This is a genomic window from Nocardia sp. CA-128927 (assembly GCF_050955855.1).
Lineage (GTDB): Bacteria > Actinomycetota > Actinomycetes > Mycobacteriales > Mycobacteriaceae > Nocardia.
In genome coordinates, this window is the sequence record NZ_CP192087.1 from 7,589,229 (window position 1) to 7,610,415 (window position 21,187).

At 65.3% G+C, this 21,187-nt stretch carries 22 protein-coding genes and 1 pseudogene; 9 read left to right on the forward strand and 14 right to left on the reverse strand.

The genetic code is table 11. The features are described from left to right. Nucleotides 1-4: 4 nt before the first annotated feature. From ACQPW1_RS34945 to ACQPW1_RS34985, 9 genes are all read right to left on the reverse strand, one after another. A complete protein-coding gene (locus tag ACQPW1_RS34945; RefSeq protein WP_433656449.1) occupies nucleotides 5-1,327 on the reverse strand; it encodes a hypothetical protein in 1,323 nt (440 codons plus the stop codon). Further along, nucleotides 1,324-1,989: a DUF6084 family protein gene (locus tag ACQPW1_RS34950; protein ID WP_433656451.1), complete on the reverse strand. Its 666-nt coding sequence runs from the start codon at nucleotides 1,987-1,989 to the stop codon at nucleotides 1,324-1,326. The genes ACQPW1_RS34945 and ACQPW1_RS34950 overlap by 4 nt, the downstream gene beginning before the upstream one ends. After that, nucleotides 1,989-2,630 (reverse strand): DUF5947 family protein, encoded by a 642-nt coding sequence (locus ACQPW1_RS34955; protein ID WP_433656452.1) that lies wholly within the window; start codon nucleotides 2,628-2,630, stop codon nucleotides 1,989-1,991. The genes ACQPW1_RS34950 and ACQPW1_RS34955 overlap by 1 nt, the downstream gene beginning before the upstream one ends. Then, nucleotides 2,627-3,565: a NifU family protein gene (locus ACQPW1_RS34960; RefSeq protein WP_433656454.1), complete on the reverse strand. Its 939-nt coding sequence runs from the start codon at nucleotides 3,563-3,565 to the stop codon at nucleotides 2,627-2,629. Before ACQPW1_RS34960 ends, ACQPW1_RS34955 begins: the two co-directional genes overlap by 4 nt. Nucleotides 3,566-3,593: 28 nt before the next feature. Beyond that, nucleotides 3,594-5,390, reverse strand: coding sequence for a nickel-dependent hydrogenase large subunit (locus ACQPW1_RS34965; protein WP_433656456.1), 1,797 nt, complete (start codon nucleotides 5,388-5,390; stop codon nucleotides 3,594-3,596). 11 nt (nucleotides 5,391-5,401) lie between these two features. Next, nucleotides 5,402-6,457 carry a hydrogenase expression protein HypE gene (locus tag ACQPW1_RS34970; RefSeq protein ID WP_379283782.1) on the reverse strand — a complete coding sequence of 352 codons (1,056 nt, stop codon included), beginning with the start codon at nucleotides 6,455-6,457 and terminating at the stop codon, nucleotides 5,402-5,404. Between the two features lie 86 nt (nucleotides 6,458-6,543). Then, nucleotides 6,544-7,398 (reverse strand): hydrogenase nickel incorporation protein HypB, encoded by an 855-nt coding sequence (gene hypB / locus ACQPW1_RS34975; RefSeq protein ID WP_433656458.1) that lies wholly within the window; start codon nucleotides 7,396-7,398, stop codon nucleotides 6,544-6,546. Then, nucleotides 7,356-7,730, reverse strand: a complete 375-nt coding sequence (locus tag ACQPW1_RS34980) for a hydrogenase maturation nickel metallochaperone HypA (protein WP_433656460.1) — start codon at nucleotides 7,728-7,730, stop codon at nucleotides 7,356-7,358. The genes hypB and ACQPW1_RS34980 overlap by 43 nt, the downstream gene beginning before the upstream one ends. Nucleotides 7,731-7,800: 70 nt before the next feature. Beyond that, the gene (locus ACQPW1_RS34985) at nucleotides 7,801-8,448 is read right to left on the reverse strand and encodes a TetR/AcrR family transcriptional regulator C-terminal domain-containing protein (RefSeq protein ID WP_433656462.1); all 648 of its coding nucleotides are present in this window, start codon (nucleotides 8,446-8,448) and stop codon (nucleotides 7,801-7,803) included. Nucleotides 8,449-8,541: 93 nt separating this feature from the next. Between ACQPW1_RS34985 and ACQPW1_RS34990 the strand changes: the two genes are divergently transcribed. Continuing rightward, nucleotides 8,542-10,023 (forward strand): FAD-dependent monooxygenase, encoded by a 1,482-nt coding sequence (locus ACQPW1_RS34990; RefSeq protein WP_433656464.1) that lies wholly within the window; start codon nucleotides 8,542-8,544, stop codon nucleotides 10,021-10,023. 339 nt (nucleotides 10,024-10,362) lie between these two features. Further along, entirely contained in the window at nucleotides 10,363-10,788 is a 426-nt protein-coding gene (locus ACQPW1_RS34995; protein ID WP_433656466.1) for a hypothetical protein, read from the forward strand. Here ACQPW1_RS34995 and ACQPW1_RS35000 read toward each other — a convergent pair whose 3' ends face one another. Then, complete coding sequence (locus ACQPW1_RS35000; RefSeq protein ID WP_433656468.1) at nucleotides 10,789-10,971, reverse strand: YegP family protein; 183 nt, start codon at nucleotides 10,969-10,971, stop codon at nucleotides 10,789-10,791. A 133-nt stretch (nucleotides 10,972-11,104) separates the two neighbouring features. Further along, nucleotides 11,105-11,533, reverse strand: a complete 429-nt coding sequence (locus tag ACQPW1_RS35005) for an ArsR/SmtB family transcription factor (protein WP_433656470.1) — start codon at nucleotides 11,531-11,533, stop codon at nucleotides 11,105-11,107. A gap of 64 nt (nucleotides 11,534-11,597) precedes the next feature. Between ACQPW1_RS35005 and ACQPW1_RS35010 the strand changes: the two are divergent. The 5 genes and pseudogenes from ACQPW1_RS35010 to ACQPW1_RS35030 form a co-directional block, all read left to right on the forward strand. Next, a pseudogene (locus tag ACQPW1_RS35010) lies at nucleotides 11,598-12,263 on the forward strand (energy-coupling factor ABC transporter permease); the annotation flags it as partial. A 30-nt stretch (nucleotides 12,264-12,293) separates the two neighbouring features. Next, a complete protein-coding gene (locus tag ACQPW1_RS35015; protein WP_433665416.1) occupies nucleotides 12,294-12,650 on the forward strand; it encodes a PDGLE domain-containing protein in 357 nt (118 codons plus the stop codon). Then, on the forward strand, nucleotides 12,651-13,412 hold the full coding sequence (cbiQ, locus tag ACQPW1_RS35020) for a cobalt ECF transporter T component CbiQ (protein ID WP_433656472.1): 762 nt from the start codon (nucleotides 12,651-12,653) through the stop codon (nucleotides 13,410-13,412). Further along, complete coding sequence (locus tag ACQPW1_RS35025; RefSeq protein ID WP_433656474.1) at nucleotides 13,409-14,128, forward strand: energy-coupling factor ABC transporter ATP-binding protein; 720 nt, start codon at nucleotides 13,409-13,411, stop codon at nucleotides 14,126-14,128. Before cbiQ ends, ACQPW1_RS35025 begins: the two co-directional genes overlap by 4 nt. 79 nt (nucleotides 14,129-14,207) lie before the next feature. Further along, complete coding sequence (locus ACQPW1_RS35030; RefSeq protein WP_433656475.1) at nucleotides 14,208-14,651, forward strand: GNAT family N-acetyltransferase; 444 nt, start codon at nucleotides 14,208-14,210, stop codon at nucleotides 14,649-14,651. Between the two features lie 14 nt (nucleotides 14,652-14,665). Here the strand turns inward: ACQPW1_RS35030 and ACQPW1_RS35035 are convergent, their stop codons facing one another. Continuing rightward, the gene (locus tag ACQPW1_RS35035) at nucleotides 14,666-15,637 is read right to left on the reverse strand and encodes a magnesium transporter CorA family protein (protein ID WP_433656477.1); all 972 of its coding nucleotides are present in this window, start codon (nucleotides 15,635-15,637) and stop codon (nucleotides 14,666-14,668) included. A 187-nt stretch (nucleotides 15,638-15,824) separates the two neighbouring features. Between ACQPW1_RS35035 and ACQPW1_RS35040 the strand changes: the two genes are divergently transcribed. Beyond that, nucleotides 15,825-16,634, forward strand: a complete 810-nt coding sequence (locus tag ACQPW1_RS35040) for an SDR family NAD(P)-dependent oxidoreductase (protein WP_433665417.1) — start codon at nucleotides 15,825-15,827, stop codon at nucleotides 16,632-16,634. A gap of 30 nt (nucleotides 16,635-16,664) precedes the next feature. Here ACQPW1_RS35040 and ACQPW1_RS35045 read toward each other — a convergent pair whose 3' ends face one another. Continuing rightward, on the reverse strand, nucleotides 16,665-17,810 hold the full coding sequence (locus tag ACQPW1_RS35045; protein ID WP_433656479.1) for an acyl-CoA dehydrogenase family protein: 1,146 nt from the start codon (nucleotides 17,808-17,810) through the stop codon (nucleotides 16,665-16,667). Nucleotides 17,811-18,066: 256 nt separating this feature from the next. Between ACQPW1_RS35045 and ACQPW1_RS35050 the strand changes: the two genes are divergently transcribed. Further along, nucleotides 18,067-20,067: an ArnT family glycosyltransferase gene (locus ACQPW1_RS35050; RefSeq protein ID WP_433656481.1), complete on the forward strand. Its 2,001-nt coding sequence runs from the start codon at nucleotides 18,067-18,069 to the stop codon at nucleotides 20,065-20,067. A gap of 34 nt (nucleotides 20,068-20,101) precedes the next feature. On the opposite strand, the gene ACQPW1_RS35055 is transcribed toward ACQPW1_RS35050, so the two are convergent. Continuing rightward, nucleotides 20,102-21,007, reverse strand: a complete 906-nt coding sequence (locus ACQPW1_RS35055; RefSeq protein WP_433656483.1) for a lysophospholipid acyltransferase family protein — start codon at nucleotides 21,005-21,007, stop codon at nucleotides 20,102-20,104. Nucleotides 21,008-21,187: the final 180 nt, after the last annotated feature.

A 21,187-nucleotide genomic window follows, 5' to 3' on the forward strand; every position in this document is an offset into this window, starting at 1 on the left:
TTCCTTACTTTTCGGGGCTGAGTGGTTCGATCTCGTCCGGCGCGAAATACAGGTAACGGCCGTACCATTCGTGCAGGTCCGCCGCCGGGTCGTCCTCGATGACGACGCCGACATGGGCGTGGCCGTCGACGTCTTCGTGGACCGAGGTGACGCGGGCGACCTTGCCGTCGAAGAACAGGTCCTGCGCATCGGCCCGCCGGGAGGGATGCAGCCGCACCTTGCTGCCCTTGCGCACCCGCACCCCCGCGATCGACACCGCGTCGGAGTCGGGGCGAACGGCGTTGTCGGCCAGCGGATCCCACCAGTCGACTCCCTCGGGGATATCCGGAATCAGTTGCGGCTGTTGCAGATGCGGGTCGCGCAGCACACCGTGCAGCTGCTGCATCGATTCCGGTGTCATGGCGTCGCAGCGGTCGATGATCTGGGCCGCACGCGAATCGGTGGCGCGGGCCTGCGCCTTCTCGTCGTCCGTCATCGTCATCACCCGCAGCGTGAGGATCTCGTCGATCTCGGTCGAGTCGAACAGTGGACCCTCGCTCTGCTCGGCGATCTCCGGGTGGTCGTAGAGGATGATCGGCGAGATCAGCAGCAGGCTCCGGTCGCCGGACGGTCCGGCGAGCACCGGGAACCAGCGCTCGCGTACGCAGCGGGCGGCGGCGTCGGCTGCTTCGTCCGGTGGTTCGAGCAGCGAAATGAACTGCCCGTCAGTGACTTCGGCGATGACGTGGGCACCGATCAGCGAGCGGGCGATGGCGTCACGTTGGTCCAGCGCGGCCGTGCCGATATTGCGGACCAGCACCGAGAGCCGGACGTAGCCCGCGTCCTGATCGACGGACAGCTCGAGTTCCGCGTCCAGCGCGAGCCGAGTGCGCACCAAGCGGCCCGCTGCTTCGCCAGCTGCGTCGCTGATGTCCTCGATGTCCGTCACACCGGCCACCTGCACCGGCCACGTTCCCGCAGTGAGCGGCATTGGGCCGATGACGAATTCGCGTTCGACAGCCTCATCCCAAGTGATCCACGAACGCGCGCCGACGGTCAGCTCCGCGACCCGCAACCCGTCCAAGTCCTCGACCGAGCGCCGCTGCAACTGCAGGAATCGGACCGTCAGGGTGATCGCCGTGTCGGCGGTCGCATCGATCAAGCATTGCGCCGACATACTCGACTCTTCGCCGAGCCCGGCTGCGGCGGCTCCCACCGGACCGAGCACACCGAACTGCCAGCGCGACTGGTTCTTTCGAGAACTGGCCCGATAGGGATACAGCAGATACCCCTCGTACAGCACCGCGTCGGCGACGGCGCGGGCCCTGGCCCTGGTCTCGGCGGTCATGACTGCGCCTCGCCCGTAGTCTGCTCAGGGCAGCGGGCCAGCAGCTGGGTCACCGCGTCATCGAAGCCGAGCATCCCGTGGTCGGACTTGTACGCGGCAAGCGCGTCGAGCGTCTCCCTGCTCAGGCGCACCCAACCGGAGTTCGGATAGTGCGCGGCCATCACGTCATGCCAGACCGAGACCGGCATGTCGAACTTGTCCTCGCGGTCCCAAGGAATCTGCTGAATGCCGAAACCCGTTGTCCCTTTGAGGAATACCGTGCCGCTGAACAGAAAGAGCAACGGAACGGTGCCCTCACGCAGCGCGTGCAGGTACTTGGACCCGGTGACCTCGAAGTCGTAGGTGACCGGCATCGGCAGATCCACCTCCGACCCACCGGAGAATCCGCGAATCATGGTGGCGCAGTGCATCCACAGGAAGGTCCGCTGAGTATCACGCCAGCGTTCCCGCGGGCCGAACAGATCGGCCAGGCCCTCGCCCTCCTCCTCGGAGTACCGGCGACGATGCGGTTCGATCCGCACCTGCGCACGCAATGCCATCGCGTGCACGGGCTCGTCGGCCAGCGAGGCGATGCCGATACGCGCGGTCAGATTCGGTGCCACCGCATAGGGTTCCGGCTTCACGTCGAGTACCGCGAAGGTCATCGAGTTGACCGGGCTCATCACGCGCCGCCTGATCGCGCCGGTTTCGCACGCGCGGACACCGTGGTGAAGAACTCGTCGAGGTAGTTGTGCACATCCTGACCACCGTCGAATCCGCGCCACAGCGTGCGCATTCGACCGACGAACTCGTAACAGGCGTCGATGGGCAGCAGCAGACACACAGCCTCGCCGGTGCCGCGTTCAGGAATCCTGATGAGGAGGGCTTCGACATCCGGTGCCAGCACGGTCAATTCGGGATGCCGATCCAGCACCACCTGCCATTCGGCCAGCGGCAGTTCGGATTCGGTGGCACCGGCCGGTCCCGGATAGAACGCGACGGTCCGGTCGAGGGCGGAGTTGCGGAAGAAGAACGCAAGTCCCACCGGGATTTCCAGCCCGTCCCACTCCCCCTGACTGATCGTGAAGTCCGGGAAATGCAGGTACCGGTCCGGCACCGCGCGATAGCGCAACTGGGCACCCTGGTCGGTGAACAGCAGATAACACCCTCGACAGGTGCACATCAGCTGTCTGCCTTCGACATTCACCACATGCTGGTGTTCGTCGGAGATCGGCTCGGCGCACATCTCGCACCGCTCGCCGACCGGCACCGCGGGCGGTCGGTCGGCGGTGATGCGCTGCAGGGCGCGAAACGGCGAGGTCACCCACTCACCCCCACCGGCACGGCCACCGACAGCTCACCGGAACGCACCAGCACGGGCAGCGGTTCGAGATGACCCTCGCCGTCCACCCGCGCGCCGGCCCGCACGGCGTCGAAATGCGCGAGACAGCTCGGGCAGCGCAGCACCGCGTCACCGACCGGATAGCCGACCCGCCGATGCAGCGCGGCGCCGGCCAGTGAGCTGTCGCAGGCCGGGCAGTGATCCCGATACGCGAACAGGTTGTCGCCCACCCGGCAGGCCAGCACGACGAGTCCGGCGATCGAGAATCCGCCCACCTCGCCCGGCTTCAGCTCGTCGAGTTCCGGTACCGCCACCCAGTTTCCGGCGGGCTGGCCCGATTGACCGTTGGCGTGTACCCGGGAGAACAGCGAGTCGGCGGAGATCACACCCGCCGAAGCCGCCTGCGCCTCCGCCACTTCGATGGACACGATCTCGGGCGCGGCGGCTCGCACCGCGTCCTCGACCGCGAGTTCCAACGTCACCGATGAGGACGGACAGGTCTTGCAGCTACCCGAAAGTTCCAGCCGGACAACACCATCGGCGACACCGAGCAACGCCACGTCCCCGCCGTGCGACCCGAGGTAGGGCCGCACGGTGTCGAGTGCCGTCCGCACCCTGGTGTGCACGTCATGCGGATGCAGTCCGTGCACCAGTAGCAGGCTGGCCACCAGATCGTCGCGTACCAGCCGATCGATCGTGTCGGTGTCGTTGCCGAGGAGCCGCAGCATCCGCTGCAGCCCCGCGCCGTATAGATCCGCGACCTCACGCACCAGATTCTCGGCGCGCTCACGTGCCATGGCCCCGCCTGCCGAACTCGCGTCCAGCAGTGTCTCGATCCGTTCACCCGCTGTGCGCCAACGGGTTTCCTCATCGAGTGCGGTGTCTGGCTGGTCTCCCGGGCGATCGTCTACTGTCATCTCTTCCGACCCTCCGCTCGACCGGGCCTCACTCCGCGGTCAGCGTTTGTGTCGGTGAGTGCAGTTTCTGCAGCGTCTTGCCCTTGCCGAGATACATGTGCACACCGCACGGCAGACAGGGATCGAAGCTGCGCACGGTGCGCATGATGTCGATGCCCTTGAAGTGCTCGCGGTCGTTCTCCTCGAAGATCGGCTGACCCTGCACCGCGTCCTCGTATGGGCCCGGCGTGCCGTAGCTGTCGCGTGGGTTGGCGTTCCACGGCGTCGGCGGGTACGGGTGGTAGTTCGCGATCTTGCCGTCCCGGATCACCATGTGATGCGACAGCACGCCACGCACCGCCTCGGTGAAGCCACAGCCGATGCCCTCGTCGGGCACCTCGAACTTCTCCCAGGTCTTGGTGTGGCCGGCCCGGATCTCTTCGAGGGCCTTCTCCGCGAAGTGCAGCGCACACGCGGCGGCGTAGGCCTGGAAGTAGGTGCGGGCTCGGTTGCGTTCGATCGTGTTGCTGCCGTGCACCGGAACGTGCCATTCGAAACTGACCGGGCCCTTCAGCGCGGTCTTCGGCAGGTTGATCTGCACACTGTGCCCGGTCGACTTCACGTAACCGATGTCGACCAGCCGGGCCAACGCCGTCGACCACAGGCGGGCGAGCGGGCCGCCGCCGGTGTCCAACGCGAGATGGTCCTTGCCGTCGTACCAGCGCGGTGACATGACCCAGCTGTACTTGTCGTCCATGTCGCGCTTCTGCGGCCGGGGATTCGTGTGCTGGTTCCACGGGTGGCGCCGGTCCACCGGGTTGCCGAGCGGATCGGACTTGACGAACATCTCCTGATCGGTCCAGTCGTCGTAATACGAACTGCCCAAAAGGATTCGGATGCCAAGGTTGATATCCACCAGGGACGTGGTGACCAGCTTGCCGTCGACGACGACGCCGGGGGTCACGAACATCTTGCGGCCCCACTCGGCCATATCCTGGTAGTTGAAGTTGCACACCTCGGGATCTTGGAACGATCCCCAGCAGCCGAGCAGGGTGCGACGCAGGCCTACCTGTTCGTAACCGGGCAGCGCCTCATAGAAGAAGTCGAACAGATCGTCGTGCATCGGCACGACCTTCTTCATGAACTCGACGTAGCGCATCAGCCGGGACATGTAGTCGGTCATCAGCTGGATGGTCGCGACGGTGCCGACGCCACCGGGATACAGCGTCGACGGATGCACGTGCCTGCCTTCCATCAGACAGAACATCTCGCGCGTGTACCGGCTGACCTGCAGGGCTTCCCGATAGAACTCGCCGGTGAACGGGTTGAGCGCCCGCATGATGTCGGCGATGGTGCGGTAGCCGTGCTCGTTGGAGTGCGGCGAGAGGGTCTTCTCCGCCATGGCCAGCACCGCGGGATTGGTCTCGGAGACCATCTTCTCGCAGAAATCGACGCCGACCAGGTTCTCCTGGAAGATGTTGTGGTCGAACATGTACTCGGCGGCCTCGCCGAGATTGACGATCCATTCGGCCAGGTTCGGTGGCTTCACCCCGTACGCCATGTTCTGGCAGTAGCAGGAACACGTCGCGTGGTTGTCACCGCAGATGCCACAGATGCGGCTGGTGATGAAGTGCGCGTCGCGCGGGTCCTTGCCCTTCATGAAGATCGAGTAGCCGCGGAAGATGGACGAAGTGCTATGGCACTCCACCACTTCCCGGTTCTCGAAGTCGATCTTGGTATAGATGCCCAGGCTGCCGACAATGCGCGTGATCGGATCCCAGGCCATCTCGACGAGGCTGTTGGGGTCGATCTTCTTGTGCGACGGCTCGGGGACGATGGCAGTCATCGAAGATCCTCCTACCAGGTGCGAGTCGCGCCAGTTGTCAGCTTCTCGCCCTTGTGCCGCCAGCGCGGCTCTTTGTCGACCGTGCGGCCGGTGATGTGTCGGAGGCTGCGGATCATTGATCCGTAGAGCCCTGATGCGGCGGAGGAGAGCTTCCCGCCGGGTGGTTCGTCCATGAACGGCATGAACTTGTCGGGGAAGCCGGGCATGGTGCAGCCGATGCAGATGCCGCCCACATTCGGGCAGCCACCGACGCCGTTGATCCAACCGCGTTTGGGCACATTGCATTTGACGACCGGGCCCCAACAGCCCAGTTTCACAATGCATTTCGGCGAACCGTATTCGGTCGCGAAATCACCCTGCTCGTAATAGCCTGCGCGGTCGCAACCTTCGTGCACGGTCGCGCCGAACAGCCACTTGGGCCGCAACGCCTCGTCGAGCGGGATCATCGGCGCCTGACCGGTGGCCATGTAGAGCAGGTAGGTGAGGGTCTCCGACAGGTTGTCCGGCTGAATCGGGCAGCCGGGCACGCAGACGATCGGAATGCCTGCCTTGCTCTTCCAATCCCAGCCGAGGTAGTCGGGCACACCCATGGCGCCGGTCGGATTGCCTGCCATTGCGTGGATGCCGCCATAAGTGGCGCAGGTACCGACCGCGACTATCGCGGTCGCTTTCGGCGCCAAGCGGTCGAGCCACTCACTGGTGGTCATCGGCTGCCCCGTCGCGGGGTTATTGCCGAAGCCACACCAATAGCCTTCATCATGAAGGTTTTCATTGGGTATCGAACCCTCTACGACCAGCACAAAGGGTTCTAATTCGCCTCTATCGGCTTTGAAAAACCACTCCAGGAAGTCGTCGGCCCCACCGTTCGGACCGCACTCGAAATCGATCAGCGGCCAATGCACCGCAATTTTAGGCAACCCGGGCAGGGCGCCTAGGGCGATCTCTTCGATACTTGGCTGGGTGGCGGCGGTTAGCGCTACCGAGTCACCATCGCAACTTAGACCCGCGTTGATCCACAGCACGTGGATCAGAGTCTCTTCGGCTCGCACTGCTTCCTGAGTTGGCATCTAGCTGCCACCTTCCACAGCGGATCATCGGGTATGCGGTCTCTCTGGGCTTGAAGACACATCATCCGAATGTGATCCTGATCACGTTATTCTAAGCCCGGCTCGACAGCATCCTCAAGGGCGGCCGATTTGAGAGGATGCCGTTGCTCTAAAAGCCAGCTGTACCAGCGATCCACGCCATGACCTGTGGTTACCGACAGCGGGAGGAGCTGGACACCGGGATTCACCGCTCTGGCAAACTCGCCGCACTTGTCCAGATCGAAGTCGACATAGGGCAACAAGTCGATCTTGTTGATCAGCACCAACTCGGCCGCGGCGAACATGTGCGGATACTTCAGCGGTTTGTCGGTGCCCTCGGTCACCGAGATAACCACGACCTTGCTGCGCTCGCCGAGATCGAACAGCGCCGGACAGACCAGATTTCCGACGTTTTCGATGAACAACAGAGTTCCCGGCGCGGGGTCCAGCGTCTCCAGCGCGCGATGCAGCATCTCCGCATCCAGGTGGCAACCGGCGCCGGTGTTGATCTGCACCACCTTGCATCCGGTCGCCTGGATGCGCTCGGCGTCGAGCAGGGTGGCCTGGTCGCCCTCGATCACCGCGACCGGCAGCTCGCCGAGCTCGCGGATGGTCCGCTCCAGCAGCGTGGTCTTGCCGGCGCCTGGCGAGCTCATCATGTTGAGCGCGAGGATGTCGCGCTCGGCCAGCCACTCCCGATTGCGTTGCGCCAGTTGGTCGTTCTTGGCCAGGACCTTCATCTCCAGGCTCACCGTCTCGGTGCGCGGTAGATGCACATGATCGGCGCCCGGACCGTGCTGGTGCTCGTGGTGATGATCATGGCCGTGTTCGTGGTCGTGCTCATGATCGCCGTGCTGGTGGTGTTCGTGCGGGACGCGGATCACGGCTGCCGCGTCGTCGCCACATCCACAGGTTGCGCACATGCTTCGCTCACTTCCATCGTCCGGATGCGTAGTTCGCGCCCGGAAAGGATCTCGACGTCAGCGCTCCCGCAACGACACAGCACAATCGGATCGACCAAACCGAATTCGGCGCCGCAAGACCGACACTCGGCGGTGCCGAGTATTTGCTGAATGACGAGTCGCGCGCCTTCCGCGACCGTCCCCTCGGCGGCGAGTTCGAAACAGAATTGCATCGCGTCGGGCACCACCGCACATAACGCGCCGACCTCGACGGTGACGCTGTGTACGGTTCGGCCTGCCGCATGCTCACACACGGCGTCGATGACGCTCTGGGTAATGGCCATTTCGTGCATCGCGGTTCTCGGATCATCGAGTAGGACCCCTTTCGAGGCTACCTCCGCGCCCGTCACCGTCGTGGCCGAATCAGTTCGCCTCTTCTGTTCGGGTAGCGACGATTCCGGCGAGAATGACGCGCAGACCGTGGTCGAACTCGGCGTCGTAGTCGGCAGTGAAAAGGATGTCTACCAATTTGGCGGTCAGCGGGTATCGGACGGTGTCGATGACCGTTTCGATTTGCTCGGGATGGTAGGGATTGCTGTCGTATTCCGCACCACTGCGCGCCTGTTCCTCGATGACGAAGCCGACGGTGTAGTGCAACAAGATCGGGAAGACGCGGGCGGCCTCGGCGAGGGTGAAGCCCGCGTCCTCGAGCGTGCGCAGTGTCAATTCCACTGTGCGCCACATTGCTTCGTCGTTGACATAGGTGCCCGCAAGCACGTTCGCGCCGTCGCGGTAGCGCAGCATCGACCGGCGCAGCCGGATGGCGAGGCCGATCGCCCACTCCTGCCAGTCTTCCCCCTGCCGCGGCGCCTCGACGCCGTCGACGGCCGCGACGAAGACGGTGCGCGCCATCGCGTCGAGTAGCTCGCGCTTGTTCTTGACGTGCCAGTAGAGCGCGGGCGCCTGCACGTCGAGCGCGGCGGCCACCTTGCGCATGGTCAACCCCTCGAGGCCGACGTCATCGAGCAGGTCCAGCGCCGCCTGGGCGATGACCTGGGTATCGAGCTTCACTGCCGCCTCCTGTCGGGAACCTCTTGACAGTTTAACAACGTTCGCTATCTACTTAACATCGTTAAGGGATTTAACGTTGTTAAGGAGATGGTCATGGAGAAGACCGAGGTGGTTATCGCAGGTGGCGGGCCTACCGGGCTGATGCTGGCGACCGAACTGCGGCTCGCCGGAGTCGCGGTGGTCCTGCTCGACGGGCTGCCCGAGCGCACGGGCGAATCACGCGCCGGCGGCATCCACGCGCGGACCCTGGAGGTCTTCGATCAGCGCGGATTGCTCGACGACCTGCTCCCGCAGGGTCGGGTCATGCAGGCGGGACACTTCGGTGCGTTGCCCTTGGATTTCAGCGACTTCGACACTCGCTACCCGTACATGCTTGCCGTGCTGCAGTCGGTGGTCGAGCGCGAACTCGACCGGCGCGCAACCGAATTGGGCGCGCCGGTGCGGTGGGGATCGCCCGTGGTCGGGTTCCGGCAGGATGCGACGGGGATCGACGTCGAGGTCGGCGGCCCGGACGGGACCCGCCGGATTCGCGCCGCCTACCTGGTCGGCTGCGACGGCGGGCGCAGCACGGTCCGCAAGCTGGCGGGCATCGGCTTCACCGGAACCGACGCGACCGCGACCGGAATGCTGGCCGATGTCGAACTGACCGAACCGCCTGCCGGGCAGTTCTTCGGTCACCGCCGCGGGGCCGGTGACTACTCCGCGGTGCAGTTCGAGCCCGGCTGGTGGCGGCTGGTTGTGCAGCGTCACGACCTCGTCATGGAACGCGGATCGACGCTGACGTTCGAGGACTTCCGGAAGAACTACATCGAGATCGCGGGCACCGATTTCGGCATGCACAGCCCACGGTGGGTGACGCACTACGGCGACGCGGCCCGCCAGGCCGATCGCTACCGCGACGGCCGGGTGTTCCTCGCCGGAGATGCCGCCCACATCCACTACCCGGCGGGCGGACAAGGACAGAACCTGGGTATTCAAGATGCGGTCAATCTCGGCTGGAAGCTGGCGATCGCCTTGCGCGGCAACGGGTCCGACGCGGTGCTCGATACCTATGAGTCGGAACGGCACCCGGTCGGTGCCCGCGTGCTGAACAACACCCGGGCGCAGACCGCGTTGCAGCGGCCCGGCGCGCACATGGACGCGCTGCGCGACATCATGGGCGATCTCATCGATATGGATGTGGTGCGGCAACGACTCGGGCTGATGATCACCGCCCTGGATATCCGCTACCACACCAAGGGGAATCATCCGTTGGCCGGACGGCGCGTGCCCGACGGCGACCTGAGCACCGCCGTCGGTGCCACTCGGGTCTACGAACTTCTGCGCACGGGTCGACCGATTCTGTTGCGCCTCAATGGAAACCAGGCTCCATCGGTAGCGGGGTGGGACGACCGGATCGACGTGGTCGACGCACGTAGCCGCGATGAGCGGTGGGCCGTACCCGGCGTGGGCGACATCGCGGTTCCGGCCGCGATCCTCATCCGCCCCGATGGTTACGCGGCCTGGGTCAGCGACGAGCCCACCGCCGACGGCCTGACCGAAGCGCTGGCCATTTGGTTCGGCCCGGCCGCCTGAGCTGCTCGCCGAGCGGGACATGAGGGCGCGTCCACCCGGCGTTCGCCGCCCTCATGTCCCGCTCGACGCGCGTTGGTTGTCGGGGCGGAGGGAATGGGTATCTCACGAATGGTGTGTGGGGGACGTCTTCTCGGTGTGAGCATGCAACGGAGGTTGTCCGGAAACCACGCTTCCCGTTCGGCTGAACCGACCCGACGCGCGGTTGAACCCTCCTGGCAGACGGCTGAGCCGGTGCGCCGCAATAGCGGCCGTCCCTCGCCGCGGCTGCGAAATCTGGCGAACCTTTCCCCTCGTCCGGCTCCCCCACCGCACACCGATGCCGAGCTCGAGCGTCTGCTGGTGATCTTGCAGCAACAACGTCAAACATGCACGACCGTCAGCATTGGACACAGCCGAGACGCGAACTCCGTCGCCGCGGCGGAGGCATTTGCTTCGGCGTGGCGCGAGCGCGGCCATCGCGTGTCGGCCGTAGTCGACTGGCCCGAGGACGCCGCCTCCTGGCTGCGGCAGGCTCAACGGCTGACCGCCGGAGCCCCCGACGCGTGGGTAATCGCCGCCGCGGTCGAAGGTTTCGTTCAGCTGAGCCGACGACTCGTGCACTCCACTCACTGGACCGCGCGACGCACCTTCGCGTTTTCGTCGCTGGCCGATCCGATATGCGGCACGCTCGCCGGCCCCGAAGTCCTCGACGGACTACGGGGCGTGACCAGCGAGGGTGGCAGCTGGATAATCTCCGGCAACGAGGTGATCCGCGCCGCCGACTGACTACCCGGTCTGATCGTCGACCGTCGCGACGGACGCGTTCTTCTGCACCGACTCGATGCCGTTCTTAGCCGCTGCCTTGCTCTCATACGCCTGGCTAGCGGCGATGACCTCGCCGTTCGGTGCTTTGAGGCGCCAACGGGTCTTCGCGGCCTTGTCGGTGTACAGCTCGAATTTGGCGGCCATGACTCCTTCACTTTCACTCGACCGGATAACACCTGTCTCTGGACGAGTAACCGCTCGACAACCTGCTCAATCGTCATGGCGACCGATCGGCAACGGCGTGACGGGCCACCGTTCGAGCAGGGACCGCCCGCGATCAGGTGCTACTCACGGCCTTCTGCTCGATCGTTTCCTCCGCGTGCGTGGCGCCGATCCAATGCAGCAGGTCGTGGATGGTGTCGTCGGCGAGGCGGTATCGGACGATACGTCCATGCTTGGCACTGGCGACCCAGCCTTGATGGCGGAGCAGGCGTAAGGCGTGTGAGACGGCGGTTCCGGACATGCCGACCGCGGCGGCGAGATCGCTGACGCTGATGTCGGGAGCGTGGTGCAGGCACACCAGGAGCCGGAGCCGGTTGGCGTCGGAGAGCAGGTCGAAACGACCAGCCCAGTGCTCGATGCCGGCGATATCCAAACCCGATGCGGCACGGCCTGCGTGATCGGGGTCCAGCGGAATGCTCACTGCCACATACCTACTCTGCCGGTCCTGGGCGGATCCGACCAGTCCTTGCCGATATAGGAACATCTGTTCACCTGAACAGGTATCGCGAGTATCGTTTCGAGAGGTGAGCTCCAGCACCACCCAGGCCATGCACATGAGCGACGGCATTGTGAACGCGCCGACCTCGTTGATCTTCGCGGTAATCGCGGTCGCGGGCCTGGGATTCGCGGCCTGGCGAGCCCGCGCCGAGCTCGATGAACGGGCCGCGCCGATGGCCGGGCTGGTGGCCGCGTTCATCTTCGCGGTGCAGATGGTGAACTTTCCGATCCTGCCGGGGGTGAGCGGGCATCTGCTGGGCGGTGCGCTGGCCGCGATTCTGGTCGGACCGTATGTGGGCGCGCTGTGCGTGGCGATTGTGCTTGTCGTGCAGGCGCTTTTGTTCGCCGACGGTGGGTTGACCGCGCTCGGGACGAACATCACGAACATGGCGTTGATCGGGGTCACCGTTGGTTATACGGTGGCCCGTCTGGTGCTGCCGGTGCTGTCTCGTCGTCGGGCCGATGCGGGGATCGGGATCGTCGGGTTCGTTGCGGCGTTCGTCGGAACTGTCGGCGCCTCATCGGGTTTCGTCGTCGAGTATGCGATCGGTGGGGCGGCGGGCTCGACCGTTGGAGCTGTCGCGGGGTACATGCTGGTCACGCATGCGTTGATCGGGGTCGGGGAAGGGATCATCACCGCGATCACGCTCATTGCCGTCGTCAACGCGCGTCCCGATCTCGTGTATCTGCTGCGGGTGACGGGTCAGCGCCGCACGACCGCGACACCGCTGCGGCCCAGGTTGTCGATGACCGGGTTCCTGTTCGCGTTCGCCGCGATGGCCGTGCTGGTCGCGGGACTGCTGTCCTACGTGGCGAGTTCGCAGCCGGACGGGCTCGACGCGACCACTCAGCGTGGCTGCACCACGGTTCAGGTCGACGGGGCCGAGCAGCTACAGGGTGAGTGCATCGCGAAGAACGCACAGGAGCACCACCTCGCGAAGTCGCCGCTGGCCGGGTACACGATCGATGGCAACGACAAACTGACTGGCCTCGCCGGGATTCTCGGGGTGGCCGCTGCGTTCGCGGTGTTGTTCGCGGTGGTGAACCTGATTCGGACGGGGCGGCGGAAGAATCCCGCCCACAACGCGTCGGAGTCGACGTAAGTGACCGTTGCCAGCCACCGCCTGTATCTGCCGGGAAGTTCACCGGCGCATCGGGTTCCGGCCGAGGTGAAGATCGTTTGTGCGGTGCTCACGGTGTTCGCGGTCGTGGCTACGCCGCGAGAATTGTTCTGGCCCTTCGGTTGTTACGCGCTCGGCCTGCTTGCGCTGTGGCAGTGGGCAGGTATTCCGCTGCGCTGGATCGGGCCGCGCCTGCTGATCGAACTGCCGTTCGTTGTGCTGGCGGTGCTGCTGCCGTTCGCCTCAGGTGAACCGCGAACGACGTTTCTCGGGTTGTCGTTGTCGACGACCGGGTTGTATGCCGCGTGGGGAATCGTCGCGAAAGGGACTATCGGCGTGGGTGTTTCGTTGACGTTGGCCGCCACGACGAATGTGCGCGAGTTGCCGGGTGGCCTGACCAGGCTGTGGGTTCCCGGCATGATCGTCACCATTGTCGTGCTGATGCTCCGTTACGTCGATGTGCTGCTGGAGGAGGCGGGGCGGATGCGGCTGGCGCGGATCTCCCGTGGTGACGACCCTAGAACTCTGCGTCAGGCAGGTGCGACCGCGCGCGGTGCGGGCACCTTGTTTCTGCGTTCCTACGAACGCGGCGAGCGCGTGCACCTGGCGATGCTGTCGCGCGGGTTCGATGGGGCCGTACCTGATTTCGGCACCAAGCCCGCGACCCGAACGCAATGGCTACTCGGTTGCGTGCCCGCTGCGGCCGCGATCTGCGTCTGCCTGGTCGCGTGGGTGCTCCGATGACCGAACTGGCCACGCCCGCAGTACGTTTGGTCGACCTGACCTTCGCCTACCCTGACGGGACCGGCGCGCTGCACGGCGTGAATCTCGACATCGGACCCGGCGAACGCGTCGCCGTCCTCGGCCCCAACGGTGCCGGAAAATCCACTCTGATGCTGCACCTGAACGGCGTGCTCATCGCGGAATCAGGCGAGGTGCACATCGGCGGAACCCTGTTGAACCGCAATACCGTTCGCACCATCCGCCAACGCGTCGGCCTCGTCTTCCAAGACCCCGACGATCAGCTGTTCATGCCAACGGTCGAACAGGACGTCGCCTTCGGCCCCGCCAACTTCGGCATCCGCGGCGCCCAACTCACCGAGAACGTCCGCGACGCCCTCGCCGCCGTCGGCATGTCCGACCGAGCCGACCGCTCCCCCACCCAACTCTCCGTCGGCGAACGCCGCCGCGCCGCCTTGGCCACCGTATTGGCTTGCCGTCCAGACGTCCTCGTCCTGGACGAACCCGCCGCCAACCTCGACCCCGTCGCCCGCCGCGAACTGGCCGACGTCCTGACCGCCCTCCCCACCACGATCCTGATGGTCACCCACGACCTCCCCTACGCCCAACGCATCTGCGACCGCGTAGTAATCCTCGACGACGGCCGCATAGTCGCCGACGGCCCCACCGCCGAAATCCTCGACGACACAGCCCTTCTCGCCAAACACCGGCTGAGTTGACCAGCCCGAACGACCACAGATCGACGACCCGTATCGGCGCGCGTTGATACCCCGGCTACTCGTCGATTACGTTGTGCGGATGGGTGATATCCAGATCACAACGGCGCTCCGCGCCACGGCAGACCTCGTACAAGAGGTGAATGCACTAGTCCGGCAGCTTTCCTCGACGGCCGTGCCGCTGACCGTCGACACGCTCGCCGCGCTCATCGCATCCGACTCCGCGACGCTGCTCCTCGCTTCGTCCGAGACCGGCGTCGTCGGCATGCTCACCCTCATCACCTACGCGATCCCGACCGGCATCCGAGCCCGAATCGAAGATGTCGTCGTCGACGAGTCCGCCCGTGGCAAAGGCGTTGCGTTCGAACTCACCAACACCGCAGTCGAACTCGCACGCAAAGCCGGCGCCCGCACCGTCGACCTGACCTCGCGGCCCTCGCGCGAATCCGCCAACCGCCTCTACCAACGAGCAGGCTTCAGCCCCCGTGACTCCGTCACCTACCGCCAAACCCTTTCCGGAGTGTAGGAACAGCGTTGTGATCAGAGCCAGTCGCGCTTCTTGAACAAGACATACAGGGTGCCGGAGATGACGATGATGGCGATCGTGGATGCCCAGAAGCCCCAGGCGTGTTCGAATCCGGGATACGGCACGTTCTGGCCGTAGAAGCCGGTGATCGCGGTGGGCACTGCGATGATCGCGGCCCAGCTGGTGACCTTCTTCATGATCGAGTTGAGCCGATTGCCCTGCAACGTCAGCTGCGTTTCTCGGATGGTCGTGACCAGGTCACGTAGGGATTCGGTCCACTCGGCAGCCCGGAGGATGTGGTCGTAGACATCTTGGTAGTAGGGCATCATCGTGTCGTCGACGACATGGAGGTCGGGGCGCATCAGCGCATTCGCCAGTTCTCGCATCGGCAGCACGACCCGGCGCAAGGTGACCAAACTCTTACGCAACCGCAGTGAACGCCGCTGCAATTCGCGATAGTCGGCACGGTCAGCGAAGACGAGATCCTCGAGCGCTTCGATCTGCTCGTCCAACGACTGCACCGCCTCGAAGTGGCTGTCGACGACATAGTCGAGCAACCCGTGCACCAGAAACCCCACCCCGCTCTTGGCCAGCTCGGAGGCGGCGTCCCATCGCCGCACCACCTCGTCGATGTCGAAGTTCTCGCTTTTGCGGACCGTGACCAAGGCCCGCTCGGTGATAAACGCGGCGAGCTCCGACTTCTCCAGCACGCCGCTGGCGGCGTCGAGCCGCACCGTATATGCGGTCAGGAACGCGTGGGTGTCATAACGATCGAGCTTGGGCCGTTGGTGCTCGTTCACCGCGTCCTCCACCGCAAGCCGATGCAGGCTCAACTCCTCACCGATCCTGGCCAGGTCCTCAGCACTCGGCGAACACATATCCAGCCACACCGTCGCGCTCGTATCGACGAGAAAGTCCGAGATCTCCGCCAGCGGAAAGTTCTCCGATTCCAGAACACCGTTGCGATAGAGACGAGTACGCGTCATACCGGCAAACGCTAGTCGGCGGGCCTTACACCACGTGCGAGGCAGAGGTGCGGGAGTCGGGCTGCACGAGCAGACCGGCGAGGATGATCGACAGGTAGTTGTCGGCGTGGGCCGGGGTTGTCATCGCCGAGTCGGACGGCGTGGATGACACCGCACACCAGTCGTCGGAAGTCGTCGGCGTCCACATCTGGCCGGGTTCGAGGTCACGGTGGTCGGGCGCAATATCGACCGGGGTGCCCGTGCGGTCGAGCGGATAAATGCCACGGCACCAACGCATCCCGCCCGTTTCATCGGCGCGGACCTCGCCTCCCTCGACGCGGTCCGCAGACTCGCCGACCGGGTCGCCGCGGATGGTCCGCTGACCGTCCTGGTCAACAATGTCGGAGCAATGTTCGCGGATCGGCAGAACTCGGTTGACGGCATCGAGGCCAGCCTCGCGGTCAATCACCTCTCGCCGTACCTGCTGACCGAATTGCTGCTGCCCACAATGCAATCCGGTGCGCCGAGCCGAATCGTGAACGTGACCTCGGGCGCGGTCCGCGCCGCCAAGCGCTCGTTCGATACCGCCGAGCCGCCGGGGGGTTACTACGGTTTCCATTGGTACGGCCGGGCCAAGCTCGCCAACCTCATCTACACGCCGGAGCTGGCCAGGCGACTCGACGGCACCGGCATCTCAGCCTTCGCCGCCGACCCCGGCGGTGCCGCGACCGATATGACCAACGGCACCATGCGCGACCCCAAAATCGTCTCGCCCGGACTCCGCCTGCTGTGGCCGCTCGTCCGACGGAAGTTCGCGCGCTCGACCTCGGGCCCCGCATCGGTGGCCGCCAAACCCTCGATCTTCGCCGCGACCGATCCGTCTCTCGCGGACCAGAACGGCGCTGTCATCGGCCCCGAAGCCCGCCAGATCGCGCCCTTCCGCCCGGCGACCGACCCGCGCACCGCGGCAGCCGTCCGCCGCCTCACCCAACGCCTTGCGCCCCTGACACGGGCATAGCGGACTCGCTGCACGCAAGTCTCGTGCGTATCAGGACAGTTTCAGTGAACGCCCGATGATTTCCTTCATGATCTCGGTGGTGCCGCCGTAGATGGTTTGGACGCGGGCGTCCATGTAGGCCTTGGCGATCGGGTATTCCTTCATGTAGCCGTAGCCGCCGTGCAACTGGAGGCAGCGGTCGATGAGGTCTACCTGTTCCTCGGTGCTCCACCACTTGGCCATGGCGGCATCTTCGACGGAGAGCTTGCCGCGGTTCAGGTCTTCGATGAAGCGGTCGACCAGGACGCGGACCGCGGTGGTCTTGGTGGCCAGTTCGGCGAGGACGAAGCGGGTGTTCTGGAAGGTGCCGATCGGCTTGCCGAACGCCTTGCGGTCGCGGACGTACTGGATGGTCATGTCCAGGCACGCCTCCATGGCGGCGGCGGCCATCACGGCGATGGACAGACGCTCCTGCGGCAGGTTCTGCATCAGGTGGATGAAGCCGGAGCCCTCCTGGCCGAGCAGGTTGGCGGCGGGCACCCGGACGTCGGTGAAGCTCAGTTCGGCGGTGTCCTGCGCCTTGAGGCCGAGCTTGTCCAGGTTGCGGCCGCGCTCGAAGCCGGGCATGCCGCGCTCGACGACGAGCAGGCTGAAGCCCATCGCGCCCTTCTCGGGGTCGGTCTGCGCGACCACGATGACGATGTCGGCGTTGATGCCGTTGGTGATGAAGGTCTTGGCGCCGTTGAGCACCCAGTCGTCACCGTCGCGGACCGCGCGAGTCTTGATGCCCTGCAGGTCGGAACCGGTGCCGGGCTCGGTCATGGCGATCGCGGTGATGATCTCGCCGGAACAGAAACCGGGCAGCCAGCGCTGCTTCTGCTCCTCGTTGGCCAGCTCGGACAGGTACGGCGCGATCACGTCGTTGTGCAGGGCGAAACCGAGGCCGGAGTACTGGCCGCGGACCGATTCCTCGGCCACGATCGAGTTGTAGCGGAAATCCTTGACCCCGCCGCCGCCGTACTCCTCCGGCATGGCCATGCCGAGGAAGCCCTGCTTGCCCGCCTCGAGCCAGACCGCGCGGTCGACAATCCCCTGATCTTCCCACTTGGCGTGGTTCGGCGCGACGTGCTGATCGAGAAACTTGCGGAACGACTCCCGGAACAGATCATGCTCGGGTTCGAACAGTGTGCGCTCCACACCAACCTCCTAGTGACCACACCGGCCGGTCCACACCGACCCGTCGTTGCCTCATACGGTACCCGGAACGAGAATCTCAGTTCACTTCTGGGGCGGAATCGTTGGTTAACCAGGCGTGCCGTCGGGCGGCGCGGAAGAAGACCGAGATTCTCCGCAAACCGCGACGCAGCGGCCCGTGTCCTCGACCACAGAATTCCGACGCGGTGTTAACCCGCTGTACAACTCTTGGTGAACATCAGCATGCGACGGTTGGGCGATGGCGGCGACCCTCATCGCGACGGCTCCGACCGGTTCCGTCGCCTCATCCTCCAATCCGACAGCGCTACCACCGGCGCGGCCGGTGGAACGTCTCGGCTTGACCGTGCTGCTGCTCGGTACCGCGATCGCGTATCTGTGGCACATCACCGTCAACGGCATGGGCAACAACTTCTACGCGGGCGCGACCTGGGCAGGGTCGCGGAACTGGAAGGCGCTGCTGTTCGGGTCGCTCGATCCGAGCAACTTCATCACGGTCGACAAGCCGCCGGTCTCGCAGTGGGTGATGGGGCTGTCCGGGCAGTTGTTCGGGTTCAGTAGTGCGAGCATGTTGGTTCCGCAGGCGTTGATGGCGGTCGCCGCGGTGGGGCTGACCTACGCCGCGGTGGCGCGGGCGACCGGCAGTCGGGGTGCTGGGCTGCTCGCCGGGGTGGTGTTGGCGGCTACTCCGGTGGTGGCGTTGATGTTTCGGTTCAACAACCCGGATGCGGTGCTGGTGTTGCTGATGACCGCGGGTGGTTACTGCACGATCCGGGCGTTGGAGCGGGCGAATGGGCGGTGGCTGATGCTGGCCGGTGTCGCGCTCGGGTTCGCGTTCCTGGCCAAGTTGCTCGAAGGGTTGATGGTGCTGCCCGCGCTGGGGATCACCTACCTCATCGTGGCGCCCACCTCGCTTCGTAATCGGTTGTGGCACTTGGTCGGTGCTGCTGCGGCGTTGGTTGTTTCGTCCGGTTGGTATGTGCTGCTGACGGTTCTGTGGCCCGACTCGTCGCGACCGTATCTCGCTGGGTCGACGGACAACAGCTTTATGGATTCGATGCTCGGCTACAACGGATTCGGGCGCTTCCTCGGTCATACTCCGGCGTCTGGGCAGATCGCACTGCCGGACGGTTATCAGACGCCGCCCGGACTTCTGCAGAGCTTCAACGATTTCGGTTCGCCTGGGATCAGCCGATTGTTCGTCGGCGAGAGTGGGTTCGAGATCTCATGGTTGGTTCCGGCCGCGCTGTTGGCGTTCGTGGTGGTGTTGGCATCAAGGTGGCGTGCGCCGCGTACCGATCAAATACGCGGTGCTGCACTGATTTTCGGGCTGTGGCTGATTACCATGGGCGGAGCGTTCAGTGCGATGAAGGCGATCGAGCACTCCTACTACACGCTGACCCTCGCACCCGCCGCGGCTGGGATGGTCGCGGTTGGTGTGCACGAGCTGTGGGGGCGGCGTGATGAGTTGTTCGGCAAGCTCGGGGCCGCTGCGCTGATACTGCTCATGGGGCTGTGGGCTTTTGTTGTGCTGCAACGCAATTCGGACTGGATGCCGTGGCTGCGGTGGGCCATCGTGGTGCCCGCGGCGGTGGCGGCGGTCGGGCTGCTGGTGACCGCGATCCCGGTTACGGACGGGTGGCGGACCGCGCGGACCAGGGTGACCGCGGTCTTGGTGGTCGTCGGAGTGCTCGCCGGGCTCGGCGGATCGACGGCCTATGCGGCGGCCACGCTGCCGCAGGCTCATGTCGGTCGCAGTCCCGTCGTCGGTCCGGCCAAGCCCGTCGAGACCGGGATCGCGGCCCTGATTCACCGGCAGACGCAGAACTTCGCCGATGGTGGCGCGTTCACCAATCCGCAGCTCGTCACGATGCTGATGAGCAGCACCACGAAATGGTCGGCCGCGGTGGATCGAGGCTCGATCGCCGCCGCGCTCGAATTGGCCAGCCGCACCCCGGTGATCGCCATCGGTGGTTTCGCGGCGGAAGACCCGGTACCAACGCTAGAGGAGTTCCAGAAGATCGTGGCCGACCATGAGTTGACCTATTACCTGGTGCAGGAGATGCAGCTGCCCGCGTCGTGGAAAGTCGGCGGCCAACCCGGCGCCACCACCCCGTCCACACCCGAAAAGCCGTGGCAGGTGACCGGAAAGCCGGAGATCGCGGACTGGGTGAGCCACCACTACACCGCGACGCACATCGGCAACATCGCGGTGTACGACCTGACGCCGCACCCGAACTAGCCGTTCGCCCGTTGAGCCGCTCGATGCTCGCGGGTCAACGCTGGAGCCAGCCGCGCATGCGGCCGAGGAGGGTGCGGCCGGAGTCGTGTTCGCGTTCGGTGAAGAGGAACTTCAGTTCTTCCTCCAGGGCTTTGCGGACTACGTCGCGCAATTCCTTTGCGGCCGTGGTGATGTCGTCGGCGTCGCGCCAGGGGGCCGGGTCGATCGGGGTGCCCGCGGAGAAGTAGAAGCGTTCCGGGCGTGGGAGGACGGTCGGGCCGAGGCCGCGCAGGAGCGGGGGTGTGAGCTCGGGGTTCATGCCGAGCGCCTGGACGGTCCAGCGCAGGGGGCGCAGCAGCGGGTGGTCGCCGTCGATCACGATGTCGTAGGCGTCGTCGACGCCGATCATCGCGACCGGCACGATCGGCGCGCCCGCTTCGATCGCCATGCGGGCGAAACCGGTGCGGCCCTCCCATTTGAGGACGTACTTCTCGTTCTTGCGGCGCACCGCTTCCCGGCCGCCGCCGGGGAACACGATGACGGCGTCGCCGCGTTTCAGCAGGGCGAGGCAGTTGCCGCGGGTGCCGCGGACCGCACCGTAGCGATGCAGGAAGTGGCGCAGGCCGGGGACGCCGATCAGCACGTGTTCGGCGAGCCCGCGAATCAGGCGACCGCGGCGGCGCAGCACCTCGGGCAGCAGCAGCGGGGCGTCGATGCCGCCCATCAGATTGTGGTTGCCGACGAGCAGGACGGGACCTTCGGTCGGGATGTTTTCCAGTCCGTAGAACCGCGGACTCGTCCACGCACGCAACGGCGACAGCAGCGCCTCGATTACCCGAAGATCGCTGTCGGTCAGCGAAACCGCCAACGGCGCACCGTCACTGAGCGCCGGTTTATCGAGCACCAGCGCACCAGACGCCTTATCTGCGGAATCGGCCGAACCCGAACGGTCGTGCGACATACATCCCTCCTGATGTCGCCCCGAACGATACCGTAACGAAATCCACTGTGCCGCATCGGATGTGAGCGTCAACACAGTCCGATTGGTCTGCTATGAGGCCAGCGATCTCTCCCCCGCCGCTAAAACCACTACCTGCCTGCCGCGCACCACTCCTCGCCCCGCGCACAGATTTGCTGGCAA

Coding starts and splice junctions, on each gene's coding strand:
- ACQPW1_RS34945 (WP_433656449.1), bottom strand. CDS start 1,327: ATGACCGCCGAGACCAGGGCCAGGGCCCGCGCCGTCGCCGACGCGGTG.
- ACQPW1_RS34950 (WP_433656451.1), bottom strand. CDS start 1,989: ATGAGCCCGGTCAACTCGATGACCTTCGCGGTACTCGACGTGAAGCCG.
- ACQPW1_RS34960 (WP_433656454.1), bottom strand. CDS start 3,565: ATGACAGTAGACGATCGCCCGGGAGACCAGCCAGACACCGCACTCGAT.
- ACQPW1_RS34965 (WP_433656456.1), bottom strand. CDS start 5,390: ATGACTGCCATCGTCCCCGAGCCGTCGCACAAGAAGATCGACCCCAAC.
- ACQPW1_RS34970 (WP_379283782.1), bottom strand. CDS start 6,457: ATGCCAACTCAGGAAGCAGTGCGAGCCGAAGAGACTCTGATCCACGTG.
- hypB (WP_433656458.1), bottom strand. CDS start 7,398: ATGTGCGCAACCTGTGGATGTGGCGACGACGCGGCAGCCGTGATCCGC.
- ACQPW1_RS34980 (WP_433656460.1), bottom strand. CDS start 7,730: ATGCACGAAATGGCCATTACCCAGAGCGTCATCGACGCCGTGTGTGAG.
- ACQPW1_RS34990 (WP_433656464.1), top strand. CDS start 8,542: ATGGAGAAGACCGAGGTGGTTATCGCAGGTGGCGGGCCTACCGGGCTG.
- ACQPW1_RS35000 (WP_433656468.1), bottom strand. CDS start 10,971: ATGGCCGCCAAATTCGAGCTGTACACCGACAAGGCCGCGAAGACCCGT.
- ACQPW1_RS35005 (WP_433656470.1), bottom strand. CDS start 11,533: ATGTTCCTATATCGGCAAGGACTGGTCGGATCCGCCCAGGACCGGCAG.
- ACQPW1_RS35015 (WP_433665416.1), top strand. CDS start 12,294: ATGACCGGGTTCCTGTTCGCGTTCGCCGCGATGGCCGTGCTGGTCGCG.
- ACQPW1_RS35025 (WP_433656474.1), top strand. CDS start 13,409: ATGACCGAACTGGCCACGCCCGCAGTACGTTTGGTCGACCTGACCTTC.
- ACQPW1_RS35030 (WP_433656475.1), top strand. CDS start 14,208: ATGGGTGATATCCAGATCACAACGGCGCTCCGCGCCACGGCAGACCTC.
- ACQPW1_RS35035 (WP_433656477.1), bottom strand. CDS start 15,637: ATGACGCGTACTCGTCTCTATCGCAACGGTGTTCTGGAATCGGAGAAC.
- ACQPW1_RS35050 (WP_433656481.1), top strand. CDS start 18,067: ATGGCGGCGACCCTCATCGCGACGGCTCCGACCGGTTCCGTCGCCTCA.
- ACQPW1_RS35055 (WP_433656483.1), bottom strand. CDS start 21,007: ATGTCGCACGACCGTTCGGGTTCGGCCGATTCCGCAGATAAGGCGTCT.